Consider the following 22,301-nt stretch of genomic DNA (forward strand, 5'->3'; position numbering starts at 1 on the left):
TCGTGGTCGTGTCTGTGCAAGTCTTTAGGACGCCGCGCCCCGCGCCACAAGTAGATCAGACCCCCAGAAGTGCCAGACGTCCGGCAAGTGCGGTAATTCCTGCGGTATCGACATTGGCAAATGCCAGACGCAGATGCCGCGCCCCTGCCGGGTCATCCGCAGGCGTAAACATCGTGCCCGGCAAGGCCAGCACACTGATGTCCGACACCATGCGCCGCGCCAGAGCGGCCGAGCTTTCGTCGAATGGATGTTCCACCCAGGCGAAATACGCCCCCGCAGATTTCAGCGTCCACCCCGACAGACCGGCCATCGCCGCGCGGGTCGCATCACGCCGTGCCAGAATTTCCAACCGTTCGCCCGCCAGCCAGTCGTCCAGATGTTTCAGACCCCAGACGGCCCCCACCTGCCCCAGTTGCCCCGGCGAAATGGCCAGCGTGTCCAGAAATTTTTCAACCTGCGCCAGCCTATTTCCCCCTGCGATCAACGCTCCAACGCGATGTCCTGTCAGCCTGTAGGCTTTGGAAAAGCTGTAAAGCTGGATCAGGGTTTCATCCCAATCGGGCCGCGTCAGCAGGTCATGGGGTGCCCCCGTCCGGCTGTCAAAATCGCGATAGGTTTCATCAACCACCAGCGCCAGCCCATGACTTTGGGCCAGATCGAAGAATTGCCCCACCAGTTCGGCAGGGTATTCCGCCCCTGACGGATTGTTCGGTGTCACCAACACAATGGCACGGGTGCTCGAGGTGATCAGGGCGCGAGCCTCTTCGGGGTTGGGCAGCATATTGTCGCGGCAAGGCAGCGGCACGGCCTGAACGCCGGACATATCCAGCCACATTTTATGATTGAAATACCACGGCGTGGGCACAATCACCTGATCGCCCGCCCCCGCCAAGGACGCCATCGCCGCGCAGAATGCCTGATTACAACCTTGCGTGATCGCAACATTCCCTTCGGTCAATGACCCGCCATAAGCGGTTGAAAAGCATTCGGCGACCGCCTCGCGCAGGTCGGCATTGCCAAGAACCGGACCGTAAAGATGCGCCTCGGGGCTGTGAAGAGCTGCCTCCGCGATGGCTTGGCGCAACCCCATGGGGGGCGATTCCACCGGCGCCGCCTGACTGACATTGATCAGCGGGCGTTCGGGCGGGAAATCGACGCCCTGCAACCAGCGGCGCGCCTCCATCACGGGGGGCAGGAAGGTCGCGGCAAGGGCGGGGTTCAAGGGCTTCATCAGTTACGTTCCATCTTACGCAGATCGGTCAGATCGGGGGGCAGCGACAGGTCAAGGCCCGGCGCGGGCAGACGGGGGATGCTGTCCTGTGCACCGGTATCGTCGGGGTCGCGGGACAATTGCGGCAGGCTGTCTTGCGGCGCATCCACTGAAAAGCCCGGCAGGCTGCGGGCCATCGGCGCATTCCCCGCTGCAGCGGGAAGTTGTACATCGGGGACCGGATCAAAGGTCGCGGGTTGCGATTGTGACGGCATCCGGTCGCCGGTCAGCGTTTCGGGGCGGGCATTGTCATCGGTCACCAGACGTGGCGCGGGTTCGGCGCGCGGCGCAGCCACGGCTGCAGGTTCACTGACGCGGTCGCTGTCGCCCCCGCTGATCGGTGATGGCGCGCGGGGCGCAAGATCACCCGCGCGACCGAATTCCGACCCCACCGGCAATTCCATCTGCCCCGAGGGCGTTACATCGCCCTTGGCCATCGGCTGTGACCTGTTATCCGCCGGCAAGGGTGCCAGCAGCGACAGTCCCGTCAGAACCACCGCGCCAACCAATGCGCCATGGACGACACCTGTCAGAATTCCCCGTGCCATTCGTCCCTCTTGTCGCTTCGAACGCTCTCGCGCCATTTTGATCGGCTGGTCTTGACCCTTGGCCGCGCTTTGCCCCATCTATAGCGGACGCTTTTCCTAGGGGGAACCGCCCCCATTTCTTGGCCGCAAGGTGATCTGCACATGATCCTTCTGATCGACAACTATGACAGCTTTACCTGGAATCTGGTCCATTATCTGGGCGAGGCAGGGGCAGATGTCACCGTGCGGCGCAATGACCAGCTGACCGTGCAGGACGCCCTGGCGTTAGAGCCCGAGGGAATCGTCATCTCTCCGGGGCCGTGCGATCCCGATCAGGCGGGGATCTGTCTGGAGCTGATCAACGCCGCTGCGGAACGTCGCATTCCACTGCTGGGCGTTTGTCTGGGCCATCAATCTATCGGTCAGGCCTTTGGTGGCAAGATTGTCCGTGCCACCCGCATCCTGCATGGCAAGGTCGATGCCATCAGCCATGACGGCACAGGGGTCTTTACCGGTCTGCCGTCCCCTATGAATGCCACCCGCTATCATTCGCTGACCGTGCAGCCCGAAAGCCTGCCTGACTGCCTGCGCGTCACGGCGACATCTGACGACGGCACGATTATGGGCCTGATCCACCGCGACCTTCCGATCGAAGGGGTGCAGTTCCACCCCGAATCCATCGCCTCGGAAAACGGGCACGAGATGATCCGCAGTTTCCTGACCCGCTGCACTACCACGCCCAAGGTGGCCGCATGACCGATATCCGCCCGCTGATCGGGATCGCAGCCACCCGCCCCATGACCGGCCCCGAGGCCGAAACAGCCTTTTCGGCCCTGTTCGACGGGGCCGCGACCCCCGCCCAGATCGGCGGGTTGCTGATGGCCTTGCGGGTGCGCGGCGAAACGGTTGACGAAATCGCCGCCGCCGCCCGCGCGATGCGGGCGCGGATGAACCGCGTCACGGCGCCTGCCGGTGCGATGGATATCGTCGGCACGGGCGGGGATGGCAAAGGCACGCTGAATATTTCCACCGCTGCGGCATTTGTGGTGGCCGGTGCGGGCGTTCCGGTGGCCAAACATGGCAACCGGAACCTGTCGTCGAAATCCGGGGCGGCCGATGCGCTGGTCAAGATGGGCATCAACGTCATGGGTGGCCCCGCCGTCGCACAGCGCGCCATCTCCGAGGCAGGCATCTGCTTTATGATGGCCCCGATGCATCACCCCGCCATGCGCCATGTCGGTCCGCCGCGCACCGAGCTTGGCACAAGAACCGTCTTCAACCTTCTGGGACCGTTGACAAATCCGGCCTCGGTCCGTCGCCAGCTGACCGGCGCTTTCAGCTGCGACTGGATCAGACCCATGGCCGAGGTGTTGCGCGATCTGGGGTCGGATGCCGCATGGCTGGTGCATGGCGGTGACGGCACGGATGAACTGAGCATCGCCGAGGAAAGCCATGTCGCCGCGTTGAAAGACGGCCAGATCACCGAATTTACCATCACACCCGAAGACGCCGGTCTGCCCCGCCACCCGTTCGAGGCAATCATCGGCGGCGAACCTTCGCATAACGCCGCAGCTTTCCGCGCTTTGTTGGAAGGTCAAAAAGGGGCCTATCGTGATGCCGTTTTGTTGAATTCGGCTGCGGCCCTGCTGGTGGCAGATAAGGTCAGTGACCTGCGTGATGGCGTAAAAATGGCAGCCGAATCCATCGACAGCGGCGCGGCCAAAGCCAGCCTGACTGCCCTGTCCCAAGTCACCGGCCCGCCCGAGGCATGACCCCGCCCCCCGAATGGGCGCATCTGCCCTTCTTCCAGAATCAATGGCCCGCAATTCGCGACCGCCTAGCGCAGCATCCCGATTGGTTGCCCGGCCCCGACAGGGTTTTCGCTGCCCTGCAAGCGACGCGCCCGCGCGACACCCGCGTCGTCATTCTGGGACAGGACCCCTATCCGACGGTCGGTCATGCCAACGGGTTGGCGTTTTCAGTCACGCCCGAAACGCCGCTGCCACGATCACTGCGGAATATATTCAAGGAACTGTACGACGATATCGGCAGCGCCCCGTCGAATGGCGATTTGTCCGGCTGGGCGCGCCAAGGGGTTCTGCTGCTAAACACCGCCCTTTCCGTTCTGCCAGGACAGGCTGGCGTCCATGCCAAATGGGGCTGGCAGGAACTGGCGCGTCAGGCCGTGGCCGACGCACAGGCGCATGGACCGCTGGCGTTTCTGCTTTGGGGAAACCACGCGCAGAAAACGCTGTCCGATCTGGCCCGCCCACAGGATCTGGTCATTGCCACGGCACATCCTTCCCCCCTTTCCGCACGACGGGGCTTTTTTGGCAGTCAGCCGTTCAGTCGCATCAATGACTGGTTGGCCGGCAAAGGCCGCACGCCCATCGACTGGACCGCTTAGGTCCCCTTCCCATGCCCTGCTGGCACAGATAGAACCGGACCCATGGATATTCTTGAAAAGATCAAGGCCTATAAGCTGGAAGAAATCGCTGCCGCCAAGGCCGCGCACCCGCTGGCCGATGTCGAGGCCGCCGCCCGCGCCGCCTCGGCCCCTCGTGGTTTTACCCGTGCTTTGGACGCGGCTGCCGAACATGGTCCTGCGTTAATTGCCGAAATCAAGAAGGCCAGCCCCTCGAAAGGGTTGATCCGCCCCGATTTCGCGCCCGCCGAACTGGCCCGCGCCTATCAGGCCGGTGGTGCGGCCTGCCTTTCGGTACTGACCGATGGTCCCAGCTTTCAGGGCGCACCCGAATTTCTGACGGATGCACGTAACGCATGCGATCTGCCCGCATTGCGCAAGGATTTCATGCACGACACCTATCAGGTCGCCGAGGCCCGCGCATGGGGTGCCGATTGCATCCTGATCATTATGGCATCCATCGATGACACACTGGCCGCCGAGCTGGAAGACGCTGCACTCCATTGGGGCATGGACGCCCTGGTTGAGGTCCATAACGCCGCAGAACTGGAGCGTGGCCTGCGTCTGAAGTCACCGATGATCGGGATAAACAACCGCAATTTGAAGACGTTCGAGGTGACACTTGATGTGACACGCGAACTGGCGCCGCGCATCCCTGCCGATCGCCATGTCGTCTGCGAAAGCGGTCTGTTTACCGCGTCGGATCTGGGCCAGATGATGCAGGTTGGCGCGCGTCGCTTCCTGATCGGCGAAAGCATAATGCGTCAGGACGATGTCACCGCAGCCACCCGCGCCATTCTGGATGTCCCCGCATGACCCTGACACATTTCGACGCCGCAGGTCAGGCGCATATGGTTGATGTGTCGGCCAAAGAAGAAACCGCCCGCGAAGCGGTGGCGACCGGCTGCGTCATCATGGCTGCGGAAACCTTGGCTTTGGCCAAGGGCGGTGCGGCCAAGGGTGACGTGCTGGGTGTGGCGCGTCTGGCCGGAATCATGGGGGCCAAACGCACGGCTGACCTGATCCCGCTGTGCCATCCGCTGCCCATTGCCAAGGTCGCGCTGGAACTGACGCCGGACGACACCCTGCCCGGCATCCGCGTCACCGCGACCGTCCGCACGACCGGTCGCACCGGCGTAGAAATGGAGGCGTTGACCGCAGTCAGCACCGCATGCCTGACCATCTATGACATGTTGAAGGCCGCCGAAAAATCGATGCAGATCACCGACATTCGCCTGTTACGGAAAGAGGGTGGCAAATCCGGCCTCTATGAGGCGCAACCATGATCACCGTCCCCGAGGCGCTGTCCCGCGTTCTTGCATTGGCGGGCAAACCGCAGGCAGAAACAATCGGACTGGCACAAGCCCACGGTCGCGCCTTGCTGGAACCGGCAGTGGCGCGATTAACCCAACCCCCGTTCAATGCCTCGGCGATGGATGGATATGCGATGCGCGCTGTCGATATGGCGGGGCCGATGCAGGTGGTGGGAACAGCCGCAGCGGGCCACCCGTGGCAGGGGCAGGCATCCGCAGGACAGGCACTGCGGATATTCACCGGCGCTGCGGTGCCCGATGGTTTCGACCACGTCGAACTGCAGGAACATATCGACCGTAACGGTGATGTCATCACGGTTACTACCAGATCATCGGGCAGCAACATCCGCGCCAAAGGCAATGATTTTGCCCAAGGCGATGTCATGCAGGCCGGACGCGTCTTGTCAGCCGCCGACATCGGCCTGTTGGCGGCGATGAACCTGCCAAAGGTAACAGTCGCGAAACGACCGGTTGTTGCCATTCTTGCAGGTGGCGATGAACTTCTGCCCCCCGGCAGTGACCCGCAGCCGGGCCAGATCATCAGTTCGAACGATCTGGCGATTGCTGCAATGGTTACCCAAGCGGGCGGGGTGGCGAACATTCTGCCGATCGCACGGGATACGGATGGAAGTCTGCGCGCTAGTTTTGCGGCCGCACGCGGAGCCGATCTGATCGTAACGATCGGCGGCGCCTCGGTTGGGGATCATGATCTGGTTGGCAAGATTGCAGCGGAACTGGGTTTGGACCGTGCATTCTATAAAATCGCGATGCGGCCCGGAAAGCCGCTAATGGCAGGAAAACTGCTTGAATCCGCAATGCTGGGATTGCCTGGAAATCCGGTCTCTGCAATGACTTGCGGGATTTTATTCATGCAACCTCTGATCCGCGCGATGCAAGGACTGCCAGCCGGTATCCGGACTGAACATGCCCTACTTGGCGTTCCCCTAAAGCCAGAGGGACCGCGCCAGCATTACCTGCGTGCCAAGCTGGATCGGACCGGCATGACCCCTGTCATCACGCCGTTTTCGGATCAGGATTCCGCACGACTGTCCCTGATGTCGCAAGCTGATGCTTTGCTGATCCGTCCCGCCCATGACCCGCAAAAGAATGGTGGCGAGGTAGTGGAATACATTCCGCTTGGCCTCTGACAATTAACTGTTTTTTCATCTTGTCCCTTTCAACTGATTGACGTGATTCGGGCCATGGGCTAGAACATTAACAGAACAGAGTCATGAGGCCGGGCAATGCTGACAAAAAAGCAGATCCAACTGCTGGAATTTATTCAGAAGCGGATGGTCCGCGATGGGGTGCCGCCTTCCTTCGATGAAATGAAGGATGCGCTGGACCTGCGGTCGAAATCCGGTATCCACCGTCTTGTCACAGCGCTGGAAGAACGCGGCTTTATCCGCCGCCTTCCCCATCGCGCCCGCGCGTTGGAGGTTTTGCGCCTTCCAGATGCACTGGCACATCTGGCGTCCCCCACCACCCCCGAGGTTGATAAGCCCGCATTTGTGCCGCGCGTCATTTCAAATTCACGCCCCGCCCGCCCACGCGGTGCGATGACAGTCGTGGACAGCCCCGCGGTTCAGGTGCCGCTGATGGGTCGCATTGCCGCCGGTGTCCCGATCGAGGCGATTTCGGAAGTCTCGCATCACGTGGCGGTTCCCGGCACAATGCTTGCCGGTCGCGAACATCACTATGCGCTTGAGGTGACGGGTGATTCGATGATCGAAGCGGGCATCAACGACGGTGATGTCGTGGTGATCCGTGAACAGGACACCGCTGAAACCGGCGATATCATTGTCGCGCTGGTCGACAATCAGGAAGCAACTCTGAAGCGCTATCGCCGCAAAGGCGCGATGATTGCGCTAGAGGCGGCAAATCCGGCCTATGAAACCCGCCTGTTCCCCGAGGATCGCGTCCGCATTCAGGGTCGTCTTGTTGGGCTGATTCGCAGTTACTAAACGATAGGGCGCACCATTCACATGGCGCGCCCTATGTCATTCCGGCTGCGGCAAAACCACGCGGCTGTGCACTACATTTCCATAAAATCAGGACCACCCCGACCCAGAAGTTCGGTCGCCAGATCCTTACCCATCGCCGGTCCCTCCGCGATCAGTCCTTCACGGGTGCCGCTGATCACCGCACTGCCGTCGGGGCGCAAAATCTCACCGCGCAGAGTCAGACGGTCGCCGATGACTTCGGCCAATCCGGCGATCGGCGTCTGGCACGATCCGTCAAGGCGCGCCAGAAACGCACGTTCTGCGTCGATGCGATATCCGGTTTCAGTATCATGCAAGGCTGCAAGCAATTCGGCCATCATCAGATCGTCCAAACGACGCTCGATCCCGATTGCACCCTGCGCGACGGCAGGCAGCATTTCTTCCGGGTCTATCCCGCTGCGCGCGACATGGACCATATCAAGGCGGCGCAAACCTGCCATCGCAAGGAAGGTCGCGACGGCAACCCCATCCTCCAGCTTTCTTAATCGGGTCTGCACATTACCGCGAAATTCGACCAGTTTCAGATCGGGACGGCGGTGCGCCAATTGGGCTCGACGGCGCAGACTTGACGATCCGACTGTCGCCCCCTGCGGCAATTCGGCAATGGAACCGACATGCAGACTGACAAATGCGTCGCGAACATCTTCGCGCGGCAACAGGCAGTCGATAATCAAACCACCGGGCTGCAGGGTCGGCATGTCTTTCATCGAATGCACGGCAATATCGATAGCGCCGTTTGTCAGCGCCTCTTCGATTTCGCGGGTAAACAGCCCCTTGCCCCCGATCTCTTTCAGGGGGCGATCGGTAATCCGGTCACCGGTCGTCTTGATGACGACGATTTTAAAGGCATCGGCAGCCAGGCCGTGGGCGGACATCATGCGATCGCGCGTTTCATGGGCCTGGGCCAATGCCAGAACCGATCCGCGGGTGCCGATCTTGATGGGACGGGTGGTGTCGGGCATCTGTTTCATGCCTTTGGCATAGCTTCCCGAGCCGTGCTTGACAACGTCTGTCGCCTCGCTTTCAAGGGGCATAGGAGGCTATATGACCAAACTTCTGCTGCGTGCCCTGGCGGGCGAGACTTTGCCCACCCCCCCGATCTGGATGATGCGCCAGGCCGGTCGCTATCTTCCGGAATATCGCGCCACGCGTGCCAAGGCCGGTGACTTTCTGTCACTGTGCTATAACCCCGAACTGGCGGCCGAGGTGACGTTGCAGCCGATCCGCCGCTTCGGCTTTGACGGTGCGATCCTTTTTGCCGATATTCTGCTGGTGCCGCAGGCGCTTGGCGCCGATCTGTGGTTCGTCACGGGCGAAGGCCCGCGCCTGTCGACCATCACATCGGCAAAAGACTTCGCGCAGCTGAAATCCGTAGAGGATATCCACGAACGTCTGAACCCGATCTACCAGACACTGAAAATCCTGTCCAAGGAACTGCCGCGCGAAACGACCCTGATCGGTTTTGCGGGCGCGCCATGGACCGTGGCCACCTATATGATTGCCGGTCGCGGCACCAAGGATCAGGGGCCTGCCCATGCCTTCAAATCTACCGACCGTGCCACCTTTAGCGTGCTGATCGATCTGATCACCGAAGCAACCATCCTGTATCTGTCTGCCCAGATCGAGGCTGGGGCCGAGGTCGTCAAGATATTCGACAGCTGGGCGGGCAGCCTGAAGGGCCGGGATTTCGACGATTTCGCTTTGGCCCCGGCCAAGCGCATCATTGCCGCCCTGAAAGAACGCCACCCTTCCATTCCGGTCATCGCCTTCCCGCGCGAAGCGGGCGATCGCTATATCGGCTTTGCCAAAGCAACCGGTGCGGATTGCGTGGCGCTGGACAATTCGGTTTCGTCCGAATGGGCAGCCGAAAATGTGCAGGTCGACGGCTGTGTGCAAGGCAATCTGGCGTCAGGCCATATGGTCACAGGTGGGCCGGATCTGGTTTCCGAGGCACAGCGCATCACCCGCAGCCTGCGCGGTGGACCGCATATCTTCAACCTTGGCCACGGCATTACCCCCGATGCGGACCCCGACAATGTTGCCCGCATGATCGAGGCTGTCCGCACCGCCTAACGCGGCATTGCGCCAGCGTATCCTGTCTGGCGCAATGTCACCAAAGCCTCGACCAGTGTTTTACGGTCGAGGAACGGACCGGCCATGATAACCCGCATGCCTCTGGCCTTTTCGTTGATACGGGTCTGGGCCACGGGATAGCCCTGCCCAGACAGCGCCCGCAGAACGATCAGTGCGTTTTCCCCATCCTCGAATGCGCCGACTTGTATGTATCGGGCCGATGCGGGGATTATTTCCAGCATAGGCTTCGATACCCGCGGCGGGCTTGGCCTGCGGGCTACAATTGCACTGGCCGTTTTGGTCGCGAGTCTGGCCGCAGGCACGTCAGATTTGGCCGCAGCCGCCGGTGCCAACCCGCCAGCTTTCATTCCCGCACACAGCCCCAATGCAGCCTGCGGAATGGGCGTGGTATCTGTATCGGGTTCATATCCAAGCTGCGCACAGACGTCCTGTGATATCTGCAACCCGCTGGCCTGCCGCAAGGCGGGGGCGACAAACAAGGCGTCCTTCAGGGTTGTCTGGATTGGATCGGCGGCGGGCACCGGGGCCGCATGGCGCGTTTCAGCAGGGCGCGGATCGGCAGACCATTCACCGGGGCGTAAATGCTGGGTCAGCTGTTCGATCAGCAGAGTTTCGGCGTCCGGTTCTTCCACCAAGGGGGCAGCATCCGCGCGATTGACACCGATACTGGGGGGGAACCCGCAAAGCGGTTGCCCTGCCCCGTCCAGACGCGCCGTCCAACCAGCATCGCTGTGCGCAAAAACGCAACCGGTGTTGTCGATATATTGCGTTCCTGCAAATCCGTCAGGCGGCGTGGAAACCGGCGCGGCATCTGCTGCCGCACCCGTCATTAAAATCATCGCTAGCCGAAATATCCGCGTCATCTGCCGTCCACCTTGTTTTGCCCCGACATTAGGGAAAAACCGTGAAACGGCAGTTAACGCATCCGGCTTATTTCGTGCCGAACATCCGGTCACCCGCATCGCCCAGACCCGGAACAATATAGCCGTGGTCATCCAGCTTTTCGTCCAGCGATGCCGTAAAGATCGGCACATCGGGGTGGGCCTGACGCATCCGTTCAACGCCTTCGGGCGCGGCCAGCAGGCACAAAAAGCGCATGTTTTTCGCGCCGCGTTCCTTCAGCATATCAATTGCCGCAACTGATGAATTGCCCGTGGCCAGCATCGGATCGACGACGATCGTCATACGGGCGTCCAGTTCTTTCGGCACCTTGCAGTAATATTCGACCGGCTTCAGTGTTTCGGGGTCGCGGTACAGGCCGACAAAACCGACCCTCGCACCCGGAATCAGTTCCAGAATACCGTCCATCAGACCGTTGCCTGCGCGCAGGATGGAAATCAGCGCCAGCTTTTTGCCTTCCAGCGTGGGGGCCTCCATTTCACACATGGGGGTCTGGATCGTCATCGTGGTCAGTTCCAGCTCTCGCGTCACCTCATAGGCCAGCAGCAGGCTGATTTCGCGCAGCAGGCGGCGGAAGCCTGCGGTCGACACCTCTTTCTGGCGCATGATCGTCAGTTTGTGCTGGATCAGGGGATGGTTGACGACGGTCAAATGAGGCATCAGGCGAATTCCTTTTTCAGGCGGTCTTTGGTCGCCGCATCGCAGAACACGGCTTCGGCGGCCCAGAGGTTGATCTGTCTGAACTCGGTATCGCCCCAGCCAAAGGTCGATGCAAGCCGGTCGTATTCATCGCGCATCGTCGTATGGAAGAACGGCGGATCATCTGTGGACACCGTCACCCGCACACCCGCATCGGCCAGCCGCACGATGGGGTGCTTGTCCCATGACGGATAAACCCCAAGGGCGATGTTCGAACCGGGGCAGACCTCAAGCGTGATTTCCTGTTCGGCCAGATCGCGGACCAGTTGCGGATCATCAATCGACTGAACGCCGTGACCGATGCGGGTGCAGCCCAGTTCCAGCGCCTGACGCACGCTTTGCGGTCCGCCCCATTCACCGGCATGACAGGTCAGGCCCAATCCCGCCTCGCGCGCGAAATCATAGCTGTATGCGAAATCGGTCGCCTGATGCATCTGTTCGGCACCGCCCATCCCGAAACCGGTGATCCAGCCGCCAGCGGTTTCCGCGGCACAACGCGCGGTCAGCTTGCCGCGATCGGGGCCGAAATGGCGGATCATGGTAACAATGCCACGGCTGTCGATGCCTTGTGCGCGGCCCTTATCGGCAACCTCGGTCATGGCGGCCAGATAATCGCGCCATGCCGACAGATCGCCACCGCCACAGAATTCGGGTGACACAAACAATTCGGTATAGATGACGCCCTCTTCGGCGCAGCGTTCCAGAACCTCGGCCAGCAGACGGGCGTAATCGCGCGGGGTTTTCAGGACACTGGTCGCCGCTTCATAGCATTGAAGAAATCCGGCAAAATCATCATAGGCATAGGCACCGCGTTCGTCAAAAACGCCGGTCAGATCGGCGCGTTTTTCCTTGGCGACCGCGCGGATAAAATCGGGCGGGGCGGCACCTTCCAGATGCAGATGCAGTTCGATTTTCTTCATAGGAAAGAGATCCCGTGTTTGGGGGCTGCAAGCCCCAGATGTTCCATGACCGAGGCACCGATATCTCCAAAGCCCACCTGCCCCACCGAACGCGCCCCTGCCCCATGGGCCAGTACCGCGACGCGTTCACGGGTGTGATCCGTCCCGCGCCAGCTGGGGTCATTGCCATGGTCGGCCGTGAAAATGGCCAGATCATCAGGGCCGAGGGTCGCCAGAAAGCGCCCTACGACAGTGTCGAACCATTCCAGCTGGGCGGCATAGCCGGCAACATCACGGCGATGGCCGAAGTTGGTGTCGAATTCAACGAAATTGGCAAAGGTCAGACTGCCGTCCTCGGCCTCTTGGCCAAGACGGATCAGATGGTCACCCAGATCCGCGTCGGATTTGCCCTTATGCAGATGGGTGATGCCGCGATGGCTGAAGATGTCGCCGATCTTGCCGATCGCATGGGTCACGCGGCCCGCATTCGTCGCAATATCCAGAATGGTATCATCCGGGGGGGCGATGGCGAAGTCACGACGGTTCGGCGTGCGTTTGAAGCTGCCTTCCTGCCCCAGAAAGGGACGGGCGATGACCCGTCCGACACGCATCTTATGCAGCATCGGCGACAGGTCCTGACACAGCTGGATCAGACGGTCCAAACCGAAGACATCCTCATGCGCGGCAATCTGCAGCACGCTGTCGACCGAGGTATAGCAGATCGGCCAGCCGGTCTGCAGATGTTCGACGCCGAAATCATCAATCACCTGCGTGCCTGATGCGTGGCAATTGCCAAGGATACCGACCGTACCAGCCAGTTCGCAAATACGCGCGGTCACTTCGGGCGAAAAAGCCGGCGTGGTGTTGGGAAAGTAATGCCAGTCCCAAGGCACCGGAACACCGGCAATTTCCCAATGCCCCGAAGGCGTATCCTTACCGCGCGAGATTTCGGTCGCGCCCCCCCACAGCCCTTGCGGTTCCACCATCAACCCCGGCGCGTCATCACCCGAGGCCAGTTTGACCGCCGCCCCCAGCCCAAGCGCCGCCAGATGCGGCATGTCCAGCGGGCGGGCCTGTGCGATATGGCCGACGGTATTCGCGCCGGTATCGGGCAAGCCGTCGTTGAAATACTGGTCCGCATCCGGCGCACCGCCAATGCCGACACTGTCCATGACAATCAGGAAGGCGCGGCTCATGCGGTGATCCTTTCGCGGATCAGGGGGCCGGAATGGCCGTCATCACCCAAGTGATAGGCCGCCTGCACCGCCGCAATCGCAACCTGCGCTGCGGTCTCATCGGCGGCATGGACAAAGCCCAAGGGCCGGTCGGGGCCGACATCATCACCCAGCTTGGCCATCCGGTCCAGACCGACGCGGGGGTCGATGACTTCACCCGCGCGCACGCGCCCGCCACCAAGGGCCACAACGGCATGCCCAAGGGCAGTCACATCGATACGGGCCACGCGACCCGCCGCAGGGCCGTAAACCGGCATGATTACCGGTGCGGGCAACAGATAGGCCTGCGCCTGTTCCATCAGATCAGTCGGACCGCCTTGGGCGGCAACCATCCGGCCAAACACCTGGGCTGCGGCACCGCTGTCCAATGTGCTTTCCAGCCCGTCCGCCGACTGTCCAGCCAGCCGCAAGCATTCAGCGGCCAAAGCCAGCGTCAGGTCGCGCAAAGCCCCCTTTTCGCCCTGCAGGACGCGGATCGCCTCGGCCACCTCCAGCGCGTTACCGGCGCTGCGGGCCAGCGGTTGGTCCATATCGGTGATCATGGCCGAGGTGACGCAGCCCGCCCCATTGGCCGTATCGACCAAAGCACGGGCCAGACGCGGCGCGCTGTCGGGCTTTTTCATGATCGCCCCCGACCCTGCCTTAACATCCAACACCAAGGCATCCAGACCTGCGGCCAGCTTCTTGGACAGGATCGACGCGGTGATCAGGTCGATGGATTCCACCGTGCCGGATTCGTCGCGAATGCCGTAAAGGCGCTTGTCCGCAGGCGCGACATCCCCCGTCGCGGAAACGATCGCACAGCCGACCTGCCGGACGATCCGGGCGAAATCCTGTTGCGGCTGATCGCAGATGAAGCCCGGGATCGACTCCAACTTATCCAGCGTGCCGCCGGTGTGGCCCAAACCACGACCCGACACCATCGGCACAAAGACCCCGCGTGCCGCCAGCAGCGGTGCCAGCACAAGGCTGACCGTATCGCCAATACCGCCGGTGGAATGCTTGTCCACCACAGGCCCCGACAGGTCCCATTGCAACACCTGCCCCGAATCGCGCATGGCCCGCGTCAGGGCCACCCGTCCGGCGGGGCCTGCGCCTTTGGTCAATATCGCCATGGCAAATGCCGCGGCCTGTGCGTCACTGACCGATCCGTCAGCCAGACCTTGGGCGATCAGGGCCGCGCCGGGACCGTCCAACCCACGACCGTCGCGAACAGAGGCGATAACGGGACGGGGATCTGTCATGATGCATTCGTCATATGGCCCGCATCGAAACGGCCGGGCAGTAAATCACCGATTGTCGTTTCCAGACGCGCACCATCAGTTGTGGCAAGGATAACGACCGTATCTTCGGCACCGAATTCGGCCAGCTTCTGGCGACAGCCGCCGCATGGCGGGACGGGGTTCGGGCTGTCGGCGATGACGGCGACTTTGGTCAGGCGCGTCTCTCCGGCGGCGATCATTGAGGAAATGGCACCGGCTTCGGCGCAAGTGCCTTCGGGATAGGCCACGTTTTCCACGTTGCATCCGCGATAGATTGCCCCCGACTCGCCCCGGATGGCCGCGCCGACCTTGAATTTCGAATATGGCGCATAGGCCCGTTCGCGCACATCCTGCGCCGCATCCAACAAAGACATCATCCGTCCCCTTGTGTTATTTCTGTCAATTTGCGCGTCTGCGGCGATCAGTGCAAGCGGGCCGTCCCGTTCTGCCGTGCAAACGCAGCGTAGAAGGCTGCTGTTCCCCGCGATATAAATGGTTTAACGGTCAACCAATTCCGAAACCGGAGGTGAGTCATGGAAGATCGCAGGCAGGATAAAGCACGTCAGGCGGCGCTGGATTATCACGAATTCCCGCGTCCCGGGAAGCTGGAGATCCGCGCAACAAAGCCGATGGCCAATGGCCGCGATCTGGCCCGCGCCTATTCGCCCGGCGTGGCCGAAGCCTGTCTGGAAATCAAGGCCGATCCCGCGACTGCTGCCCGCTATACCAGCCGTGGCAATCTTGTGGCGGTGATCTCCAACGGCACTGCGGTTCTGGGGCTGGGCAATATCGGTGCGCTGGCATCCAAGCCGGTAATGGAAGGCAAGGCTGTTCTGTTCAAGAAATTCGCCGATATCGATTGCTTCGACATCGAGGTGAACGAACCTGACCCCGTCAAACTTGCTGAAATCGTTTGTGCGCTGGAACCCACCTTCGGTGCCGTCAATCTTGAGGACATCAAGGCACCCGATTGCTTTGTCGTCGAAAAAATCTGCCGTGAACGGATGAACATTCCGGTCTTCCACGACGACCAGCACGGCACCGCCATTGTTGTAGGTGCTGCCGCCACCAACGCGCTGCGGATTGCCGGAAAGCGGTTCGAGGATATCAAGATCGTCTCCACCGGCGGCGGCGCTGCCGGCATCGCTTGTCTAGATATGCTGCTGAAGCTGGGCGTCAAACGCGAAAACGTCTGGCTGTGTGACATCCACGGGCTGGTCTATGAAGGCCGGACCGAGGATATGAACCCGCAAAAGGCTGCCTATGCCCAAGCCTCGGACAAGCGTATCTTGGGCGATGTGATCGACGGTGCCGATCTGTTCCTCGGGCTGTCAGGCCCCGGCGTGCTGAAGCCTGAAATGGTTGCCCGCATGACCGATCAGCCGATCATCTTCGCGCTGGCCAACCCCAATCCCGAAATTGATCCCGATGCCGCGCGTGCGGTCAAACCGAATGCGATCATAGCCACCGGTCGCAGCGATTATCCCAATCAGGTCAACAACGTATTGTGCTTCCCATTCATCTTCCGCGGTGCGCTGGATGTCGGTGCGACAACCATCAATGACGACATGAAGATCGCCTGCATCGAAGGCATCGCCGCCCTTGCCCGCGCCACCACCGCAGCCGAGGCTGCCGCCGCCTATCGCGGTGAAACGCTGACCTTCGGGCCGGACTACCTGATCCCCAAACCCTTCGATCCGCGTCTGGTCGGTGTCGTCAGTTCCGCCGTGGCTAAGGCCGCGATGGAAACCGGCGTCGCCGCCCGCCCGCTGGAGGATCTTGAGGCGTATAAGCATAAGCTGGACAGCTCGGTCTTCAAATCGGCGATGATCATGCGTCCGGTCTTCGAGGCTGCCGCCACCACCGAACGCCGCATTGTCTTTGCCGAGGGCGAGGATGAACGCGTCTTGCGCGCCGCCAACGCCATGCTGGAAGAAACCACCGATGTCCCGATCCTGATCGGCCGCCCCGAGGTGATCGCCATACGCGCCGAACGCGCAGGCCTGCCGATCCGGCCCGATGTCGATTTCCAGATCGTGAACCCCGAAAACGATCCGCGTTACCGCGATTACTGGGAAACCTATCACGGGCTGATGGCCCGTCGCGGTGTCAGCCCCGACATCGCCCGCGCCATCATGCGCACCAACACCACCGCCATCGGCGCGGTCATGGTCCACCGGAACGAGGCTGACAGCCTGATTTGCGGCACCTTTGGCCAATACAGCTGGCATCTGGAATACGTCCGCCAGATTCTGGCGCGCGACGGTCTGCATCCGACGGGTGCGTTGTCGATGATCATTCTGGAAGACGGCCCGCTGTTTATTGCAGACACCCAGTGCCACAACGACCCCACCCCGCATCAGGTGATGGAGGCCGTGCTGGGTGCTGCCCGCCACGTGCGCCGCTTTGGCCTGACGCCGAAAATCGCGCTGTGCAGCCATTCGCAATTCGGCAATACCGACAGCTATTCGGGCCGCAAAATGCGTGATGCGCTGGAAATGCTGGACGCGCGCGAACCCGACTTCATGTATGACGGCGAAATGCACGTCGATGCGGCACTGGACCCCGAATTGCGCGAACGGATCTTCCCGAATTCGCGTCTGGAGGGTGTCGCCAACGTGCTGGTCTTTGCAGGCACCGATGCGGCATCCGGCGTGCGCAACGCGCTGAAGATGCGCGCCAGCGGGCTTGAGGTGGGGCCGATCCTGATGGGTATGGGCAACCGCGCACATATCGTCACGCCCTCGATCACCACACGCGGCCTGCTGAACATGAGCGTGCTGGCAGGCACCCCCGTCAACCACTACGGCTGATACCTTCGGGGGGCGATGGATTCGCCCCCCGATTTTGCAAAATGCGAACCCGCGCAAAGCGGGTTTTGCGGCAGGGACAACTTTGCAAACCCCTGACCGTCCGTGATGGCCATATTTGCAGAATCCCCCTGATCACAGGCGCTAACATGCTTGCGTGATCCCGTATGTCTGGCGCAACAATGTGCAAGCTGACTTGTGGGGGGACGGCATGACATATCACGACATCTATGCGGATTGGCAACACAATCCCGAAGCTTTCTGGATGAATGCCAGTCAGGCCATTGATTGGACCCGACCACCAAGCCGCGCCTTTTTCGATCAGGGACCAGCGGGCGAATGGTTCGCCGATGGCATGGTCAACACCTGCTGGAACGCCATCGACCGCCATGTTCAGGCAGGGCATGGCGACCGGATGGCCGTGATCCACGACAGCGCGATGACCGGTCAGGTCCAGCGTCTGACCTATGCCCAGTTGCAGGATCAGGTTGCGCGGCTGGCGGGGGTTCTGGCGGCGCATGGGGTGACCAAAGGCGACCGTGTCCTGATCTATATGCCGATGATCCCCGAAGCCTTGCAGGCGATGATGGCCTGCGCGCGGATCGGTGCCATCCATTCGGTCGTCTTTGGCGGATTTGCAGCGCATGAACTGGCCGTCCGCATCGACGATGCCCGCCCCAAAGCCATGCTGGCCGCGTCCTGCGGGTTAGAGCCGAACCGCGTCGTCCCCTATAAGCCGCTGATGGATCAGGCACTGGACGAAGCGACGCATAAACCTGATCTGTGTGTGGTCTTCCAGCGTTCCGACTGCAAAGCGGCGATGACGGCGGGGCGCGATCTTGACTGGACGCAGGCCGTGGCCGATGCCACCCCCGTTGATTGCGTGACGGTCGAAGGCAACCACCCCGCCTATATCCTCTATACGTCGGGTACGACCGGCCAACCCAAGGGCGTTGTCCGCCAAACTGCCGGTCATCTGGTGGCTTTGGCGTGGAGCGTGCCGCATATCTATGACATCCATGCGGGCGATGTTTTCTTTGTGGCATCCGATGTGGGTTGGGTCGTGGGCCACAGCTATATCGTCTATGGCCCGCTGATTGCAGGTGCGACGACGGTGATATTCGAAGGCAAGCCCGTAGGCACCCCCGACGCGGGCACCTTCTGGCGGATCATTTCCGATCACCGCGTCAAAAGCTTTTTCACCGCGCCCACCGCCATCCGTGCCGTGCGTCGCGACGACCCTGACGGGACACTGATCGAAAAATACGACCTTGGCAATCTTAAGGCGCTGTTTCTGGCGGGCGAACGTGCCGACCCCGACACCATCACATGGGCCGAAAACCACCTGAAGGTTCCGGTCATCGACCATTGGTGGCAGACGGAAACCGGCTGGGCGATTGCTGCCAATCCGGTCGGTGCGGGGCTGTTGCCGGTGCGCAAAGGCAGTCCCTCGGTTCCTATGCCCGGCTATGACATCCATGTTCTGGATGAGGCTGGCCATCAGGTCCCTGCCGGAACATTAGGGGCGATTGCGCTGAAACTGCCCCTGCCGCCCGGCACATTGCCGACGCTGTGGAACGCCGAGGACCGGTTCCGCAAAGCCTATCTGGACCATTTCCCCGGCTATTACGAAACCGGCGATGCCGGATATGTCGACGATGACGGCTATGTCTTTATCATGGCCCGCACTGACGATGTGATCAACGTCGCAGGCCACCGCCTGTCCACCGGCGCGATGGAAGAGGTTCTGGCATCCCACCCTGCCGTTGCGGAATGCGCGGTGATCGGCGTCGTCGATACGTTGAAAGGGCAAGCGCCACTGGGGCTGCTCTGTCTGAAAAAGGGCGTGACCACCGCCCCCGACCAGATCCTGACCGAGGTGGTCCGCATGGTCCGCGACCACATCGGCCCTGTGGCGGCCTTCAAGACCGCCTGCATTGTCGACCGTCTGCCCAAAACCCGATCCGGCAAAATCCTGCGGGCAACGATGGCCAAGATTGCCGATGGCGAGGAGATGAAAACCCCCGCCACCATCGACGACCCCGCCATTCTGGATGAAATCCGCATCGCGCTGGCAGGGGTCGGTTATCCCTGCGAAGGCTGATCGCACTTAGCCAAGGCTTGCGCCAAGGCGGATCATCAGCGGCTCGAAATCGGGGAAAGAGGTGGTGATCGGCGTTGCATCGTCAATCTGCACAGGGTTTTGCGTCGCAAGGCCCAGCACCATGAACGACATGGCGATGCGGTGATCCAGATGGGTCACAGCATTGCCACCACCCGCCACCGTTGCCGCGCCATGCACGGTCATGGTGTCATTGGTTTCCTCGACCTTGACGCCATTGGCCTCTAGCCCGCGGGCCATCGCATCAATGCGGTCGCTTTCCTTGACGCGCAGTTCCGCCACGCCGTTCATAACGGTCGGGCCTTTGGCAAATGCCGCAATCACCGACAGGATCGGGAATTCGTCAATCATGCTGGCCGCGCGTTCGGCGGGCACAGTGACACCCTTCAACGGGCCATGACGGACGACCAGATCGGCAACGGGTTCGCCGCCTTCCTCGCGCGTGTTTTCAAAGGTGATATCCGCACCCATTTCCAAAAGCGTGACATAAAGGCCGTCGCGCGTCGGGTTGCGACTGACACCGGGCACGCGGATTTCACTGCCCGGCACGATCAGCGCAGCCGCGACAGGGAAGGCCGCGCTAGAGGGATCTCGCGGCACAGCAACCGGTTGTGCACGCAATTCGGGGCGACCTGTCAGGGTGATCTTATGGCCATCTTCGGTCGTTTCGGACCGGATTTCCGCACCGAAACCTGCCAGCATACGTTCGGAATGGTCACGCGTCGGTTCGGATTCAATCACGACCGTTTCACCGGGCACGTTCAACCCGGCCAGCAGGATCGCCGATTTGATCTGCGCACTGGCCACCGGCGTGCGATAGGTCAGCGGCACGGGATCAGCCGCACCTTCGATGGTGATCGGCAGGCGATCACCTTCGCGGGCGGTGATGTGCGCGCCCAATTGCGCCAGCGGCACGGTCACACGCGCCATTGGGCGGCGCGACAGGCTGGCATCGCCGGTAAAGGTCGCGGTGATGGCGGTCGTGGCCATCGCCCCCATGATCAGGCGGACACCGGTGCCCGAATTGCCGCAATCGATCACGCCCTCGGGCGACCGGAAACCACCGACGCCGACGCCATGCACGCTCCATTCGCCTTTGCCGTGCTGGGTTACTTCCGCACCGAAAGCGCGCATGGCTTTGGCGGTGTCCAGAACATCCTCGCCCTCCAGCAGGCCGGTGATGCGGGTTTCACCTATGGCCATCGCGCCAAGGATCAGGGCGCGGTGGCTGATGGACTTGTCGCCGGGGATCAGCGCCTCGCCCGTCAGGGGGCCGCTGCGGCGAGAGGTCATCGGACGGGCTGGGGCGGAATGCGACATGGGATACCTCGTGATTTTGCGGGTCTTTTAGCCTGCAGGCCGCGCCGCTTCCACCATCTTCTTGAGGCTTTGCCCGCACGCGCCTAGAAGGACCCCAGAAAACAGGAGAATTTCATGCAGGAACTGGACCAGCTGCGCGCTTTGGCCAATCCCGAACTGGCCGAACGCATGGCCGCGCGACATAAAAGCGGCCGCGAGACGCTTGGCCTGACGCCTGCCCAAATCGAGGCCGCCGTCACCGGATGGCGCGAAGGGCTGGATCTGGACGGCCGCGTGGCCCTTGCGCGTCAGTTGTGGGACAGCAATATCCACGAGGCACGCCTTGCCGCCCCCCGTCTGCTGGTGCAGGCCCGCATCCCGCAGGATGACGCTGTCTGGGCAGCGATCCTTGACTGGTCGGCCAAGATGGATGGCCCCGATATTACCGATGCCGTCACCACCGCCGCATCGCGCCGCGTCGTGGCGCATCCCGAACGGATGGATGTGATGCTGGACTGGGCACAATCGTCCAGCCCGTGGTTACGTCGCGCGGCACTGATGGCCACCCTGCCTTGGGCCAAGATGAATAACCCCAAGCCCGAGGACGTCGATATCCGCGAACGCGTGCTGGATTGGACCTTGCATCTGGCCGATGACAGCAACGGTGCCGTCCGTCAGGCGATCGAGACATGGCTGCGCGATCTTGCCAAACGTGCGCCCGAACGCGTGGCCGAATGGCGCAGCACGCGCGCCGCTGACGTTGCGGGTGCCTTGGCCTTGCGCGCCGAAGCCGAACCGACTGCTGAAAACCCTGCGGCAGATAGCGCGCCGCGGGATCAGCAGGCTCCGTCAGATCCCGATCAGGATTTGTAAACCTCAAGCGTCGGCAGATCGGTCAACGAGACGCCCAGCAATTGCAGCGCAGGCAGGGACACCTGACTGCCGCTGCCGCCACCGGTCAGCGGGATCAATTCCACCTTGGCCGATTTTTTGGTCGCGGGGTTTACGATCCGCCCCATGGCCCTTTCCTTGACCAGCGGCGTCTTGATCCACAACCCCCCCTCGGATGGATTGCCAAGCGACCCGATTGTGGTGCCCAGCTTGGTTTCACCGCCCGCTACAGGGATTTGTGCCGCAGCCTCGCGCTGTTCCTTGGTGGTTGTGTCCAGCTGCGCGGGCGTTGCGCGGGCTGCCGGACGCGGCGCAGGGGCGCGGGTGATTGCGGTGGCGGCAGATACCTGTTCGGCGGTGGCTGCGGTTGCGGGTTCGCCGGTCGGGCGATCCTCGGTCTTGGCGGTCTGGGTGCAACCGGCCAGTGCCAGCCCAAAGCCCATCGTCACGGCAAGGGATGTCATGCGCATCGGCGTCTCCTGTCTCTTTGTCTTTGGGCCCACCTTAGGCACGAGAAAAGTGAAAGGTCCACTGGCAGTCCTGTGATCCTGC

At 61.8% G+C, this 22,301-nt stretch carries 22 protein-coding genes; 11 read left to right on the forward strand and 11 right to left on the reverse strand.

The genetic code is table 11. The features are described from left to right. Positions 1-55: 55 nt before the first annotated feature. Both DWB67_RS00425 and DWB67_RS00430 read right to left on the reverse strand, forming a co-directional pair. Positions 56-1,234: an aminotransferase gene (locus DWB67_RS00425; RefSeq protein WP_182911476.1), complete on the reverse strand. Its 1,179-nt coding sequence runs from the start codon at positions 1,232-1,234 to the stop codon at positions 56-58. Further along, positions 1,231-1,818, reverse strand: coding sequence for a hypothetical protein (locus tag DWB67_RS00430; RefSeq protein ID WP_119805538.1), 588 nt, complete (start codon positions 1,816-1,818; stop codon positions 1,231-1,233). The genes DWB67_RS00425 and DWB67_RS00430 overlap by 4 nt, the downstream gene beginning before the upstream one ends. 141 nt (positions 1,819-1,959) lie before the next feature. Here DWB67_RS00430 and DWB67_RS00435 point away from each other — a divergent pair, with 141 nt between their 5' ends. From DWB67_RS00435 to lexA, 7 genes are all read left to right on the forward strand, one after another. Further along, positions 1,960-2,553 carry an aminodeoxychorismate/anthranilate synthase component II gene (locus DWB67_RS00435; RefSeq protein WP_119805539.1) on the forward strand — a complete coding sequence of 198 codons (594 nt, stop codon included), beginning with the start codon at positions 1,960-1,962 and terminating at the stop codon, positions 2,551-2,553. Further along, positions 2,550-3,569: an anthranilate phosphoribosyltransferase gene (gene trpD, locus DWB67_RS00440; protein ID WP_119805540.1), complete on the forward strand. Its 1,020-nt coding sequence runs from the start codon at positions 2,550-2,552 to the stop codon at positions 3,567-3,569. The genes DWB67_RS00435 and trpD overlap by 4 nt, the downstream gene beginning before the upstream one ends. Next, complete coding sequence (locus DWB67_RS00445; RefSeq protein WP_119805541.1) at positions 3,566-4,204, forward strand: uracil-DNA glycosylase; 639 nt, start codon at positions 3,566-3,568, stop codon at positions 4,202-4,204. Before trpD ends, DWB67_RS00445 begins: the two co-directional genes overlap by 4 nt. A gap of 42 nt (positions 4,205-4,246) precedes the next feature. Then, positions 4,247-5,038 (forward strand): indole-3-glycerol phosphate synthase TrpC, encoded by a 792-nt coding sequence (gene trpC / locus DWB67_RS00450; RefSeq protein ID WP_119805542.1) that lies wholly within the window; start codon positions 4,247-4,249, stop codon positions 5,036-5,038. Next, complete coding sequence (gene moaC, locus DWB67_RS00455) at positions 5,035-5,508, forward strand: cyclic pyranopterin monophosphate synthase MoaC (RefSeq protein ID WP_119805543.1); 474 nt, start codon at positions 5,035-5,037, stop codon at positions 5,506-5,508. The genes trpC and moaC overlap by 4 nt, the downstream gene beginning before the upstream one ends. Next, on the forward strand, positions 5,505-6,683 hold the full coding sequence (locus tag DWB67_RS00460; RefSeq protein ID WP_119805544.1) for a molybdopterin molybdotransferase MoeA: 1,179 nt from the start codon (positions 5,505-5,507) through the stop codon (positions 6,681-6,683). Before moaC ends, DWB67_RS00460 begins: the two co-directional genes overlap by 4 nt. A gap of 96 nt (positions 6,684-6,779) precedes the next feature. Continuing rightward, positions 6,780-7,499, forward strand: coding sequence for a transcriptional repressor LexA (gene lexA, locus DWB67_RS00465; RefSeq protein ID WP_119805545.1), 720 nt, complete (start codon positions 6,780-6,782; stop codon positions 7,497-7,499). A 71-nt stretch (positions 7,500-7,570) separates the two neighbouring features. Here the strand turns inward: lexA and hemC are convergent, their stop codons facing one another. After that, positions 7,571-8,500: a hydroxymethylbilane synthase gene (hemC, locus tag DWB67_RS00470; protein ID WP_370453561.1), complete on the reverse strand. Its 930-nt coding sequence runs from the start codon at positions 8,498-8,500 to the stop codon at positions 7,571-7,573. Positions 8,501-8,582: 82 nt separating this feature from the next. Here hemC and hemE point away from each other — a divergent pair, with 82 nt between their 5' ends. After that, positions 8,583-9,611 carry a uroporphyrinogen decarboxylase gene (gene hemE, locus DWB67_RS00475; RefSeq protein ID WP_119805546.1) on the forward strand — a complete coding sequence of 343 codons (1,029 nt, stop codon included), beginning with the start codon at positions 8,583-8,585 and terminating at the stop codon, positions 9,609-9,611. Here hemE and DWB67_RS00480 read toward each other — a convergent pair. The 6 genes from DWB67_RS00480 to DWB67_RS00505 all read right to left on the reverse strand — a co-directional run bounded on the left by DWB67_RS00480 (position 9,608) and on the right by DWB67_RS00505 (position 15,004). Further along, positions 9,608-10,495: an SPOR domain-containing protein gene (locus DWB67_RS00480; RefSeq protein ID WP_182911442.1), complete on the reverse strand. Its 888-nt coding sequence runs from the start codon at positions 10,493-10,495 to the stop codon at positions 9,608-9,610. The genes hemE and DWB67_RS00480 overlap by 4 nt on opposite strands. A gap of 67 nt (positions 10,496-10,562) precedes the next feature. Further along, positions 10,563-11,192, reverse strand: a complete 630-nt coding sequence (gene upp, locus DWB67_RS00485) for a uracil phosphoribosyltransferase (RefSeq protein WP_182911443.1) — start codon at positions 11,190-11,192, stop codon at positions 10,563-10,565. Beyond that, a complete protein-coding gene (locus DWB67_RS00490; RefSeq protein WP_119805549.1) occupies positions 11,192-12,151 on the reverse strand; it encodes an adenosine deaminase in 960 nt (319 codons plus the stop codon). The genes upp and DWB67_RS00490 overlap by 1 nt, the downstream gene beginning before the upstream one ends. Continuing rightward, positions 12,148-13,326 carry a phosphopentomutase gene (locus DWB67_RS00495; protein WP_119805550.1) on the reverse strand — a complete coding sequence of 393 codons (1,179 nt, stop codon included), beginning with the start codon at positions 13,324-13,326 and terminating at the stop codon, positions 12,148-12,150. Before DWB67_RS00495 ends, DWB67_RS00490 begins: the two co-directional genes overlap by 4 nt. Beyond that, complete coding sequence (locus tag DWB67_RS00500) at positions 13,323-14,609, reverse strand: thymidine phosphorylase (RefSeq protein ID WP_119805551.1); 1,287 nt, start codon at positions 14,607-14,609, stop codon at positions 13,323-13,325. The genes DWB67_RS00495 and DWB67_RS00500 overlap by 4 nt, the downstream gene beginning before the upstream one ends. Beyond that, positions 14,606-15,004 carry a cytidine deaminase gene (locus DWB67_RS00505; RefSeq protein ID WP_119805552.1) on the reverse strand — a complete coding sequence of 133 codons (399 nt, stop codon included), beginning with the start codon at positions 15,002-15,004 and terminating at the stop codon, positions 14,606-14,608. The genes DWB67_RS00500 and DWB67_RS00505 overlap by 4 nt, the downstream gene beginning before the upstream one ends. 156 nt (positions 15,005-15,160) lie before the next feature. Here DWB67_RS00505 and DWB67_RS00510 point away from each other — a divergent pair, with 156 nt between their 5' ends. Then, a complete protein-coding gene (locus DWB67_RS00510; protein WP_119805553.1) occupies positions 15,161-17,440 on the forward strand; it encodes an NADP-dependent malic enzyme in 2,280 nt (759 codons plus the stop codon). Positions 17,441-17,648: 208 nt separating this feature from the next. Further along, complete coding sequence (locus tag DWB67_RS00515; protein ID WP_119805554.1) at positions 17,649-19,541, forward strand: propionyl-CoA synthetase; 1,893 nt, start codon at positions 17,649-17,651, stop codon at positions 19,539-19,541. A gap of 6 nt (positions 19,542-19,547) precedes the next feature. Here DWB67_RS00515 and aroA read toward each other — a convergent pair whose 3' ends face one another. Continuing rightward, on the reverse strand, positions 19,548-20,879 hold the full coding sequence (aroA, locus tag DWB67_RS00520; protein WP_119805555.1) for a 3-phosphoshikimate 1-carboxyvinyltransferase: 1,332 nt from the start codon (positions 20,877-20,879) through the stop codon (positions 19,548-19,550). A 114-nt stretch (positions 20,880-20,993) separates the two neighbouring features. On the opposite strand from aroA, the gene DWB67_RS00525 reads away from it, so the two are divergent. Continuing rightward, a complete protein-coding gene (locus DWB67_RS00525) occupies positions 20,994-21,731 on the forward strand; it encodes a DNA alkylation repair protein (RefSeq protein WP_119805556.1) in 738 nt (245 codons plus the stop codon). Here the strand turns inward: DWB67_RS00525 and DWB67_RS00530 are convergent. After that, complete coding sequence (locus tag DWB67_RS00530; protein ID WP_255418493.1) at positions 21,719-22,219, reverse strand: hypothetical protein; 501 nt, start codon at positions 22,217-22,219, stop codon at positions 21,719-21,721. The genes DWB67_RS00525 and DWB67_RS00530 overlap by 13 nt on opposite strands. Positions 22,220-22,301 lie beyond the last annotated feature (82 nt).

The organism is Paracoccus sp. JM45 (genome assembly GCF_003590715.1).
Taxonomy (GTDB): domain Bacteria; phylum Pseudomonadota; class Alphaproteobacteria; order Rhodobacterales; family Rhodobacteraceae; genus Paracoccus.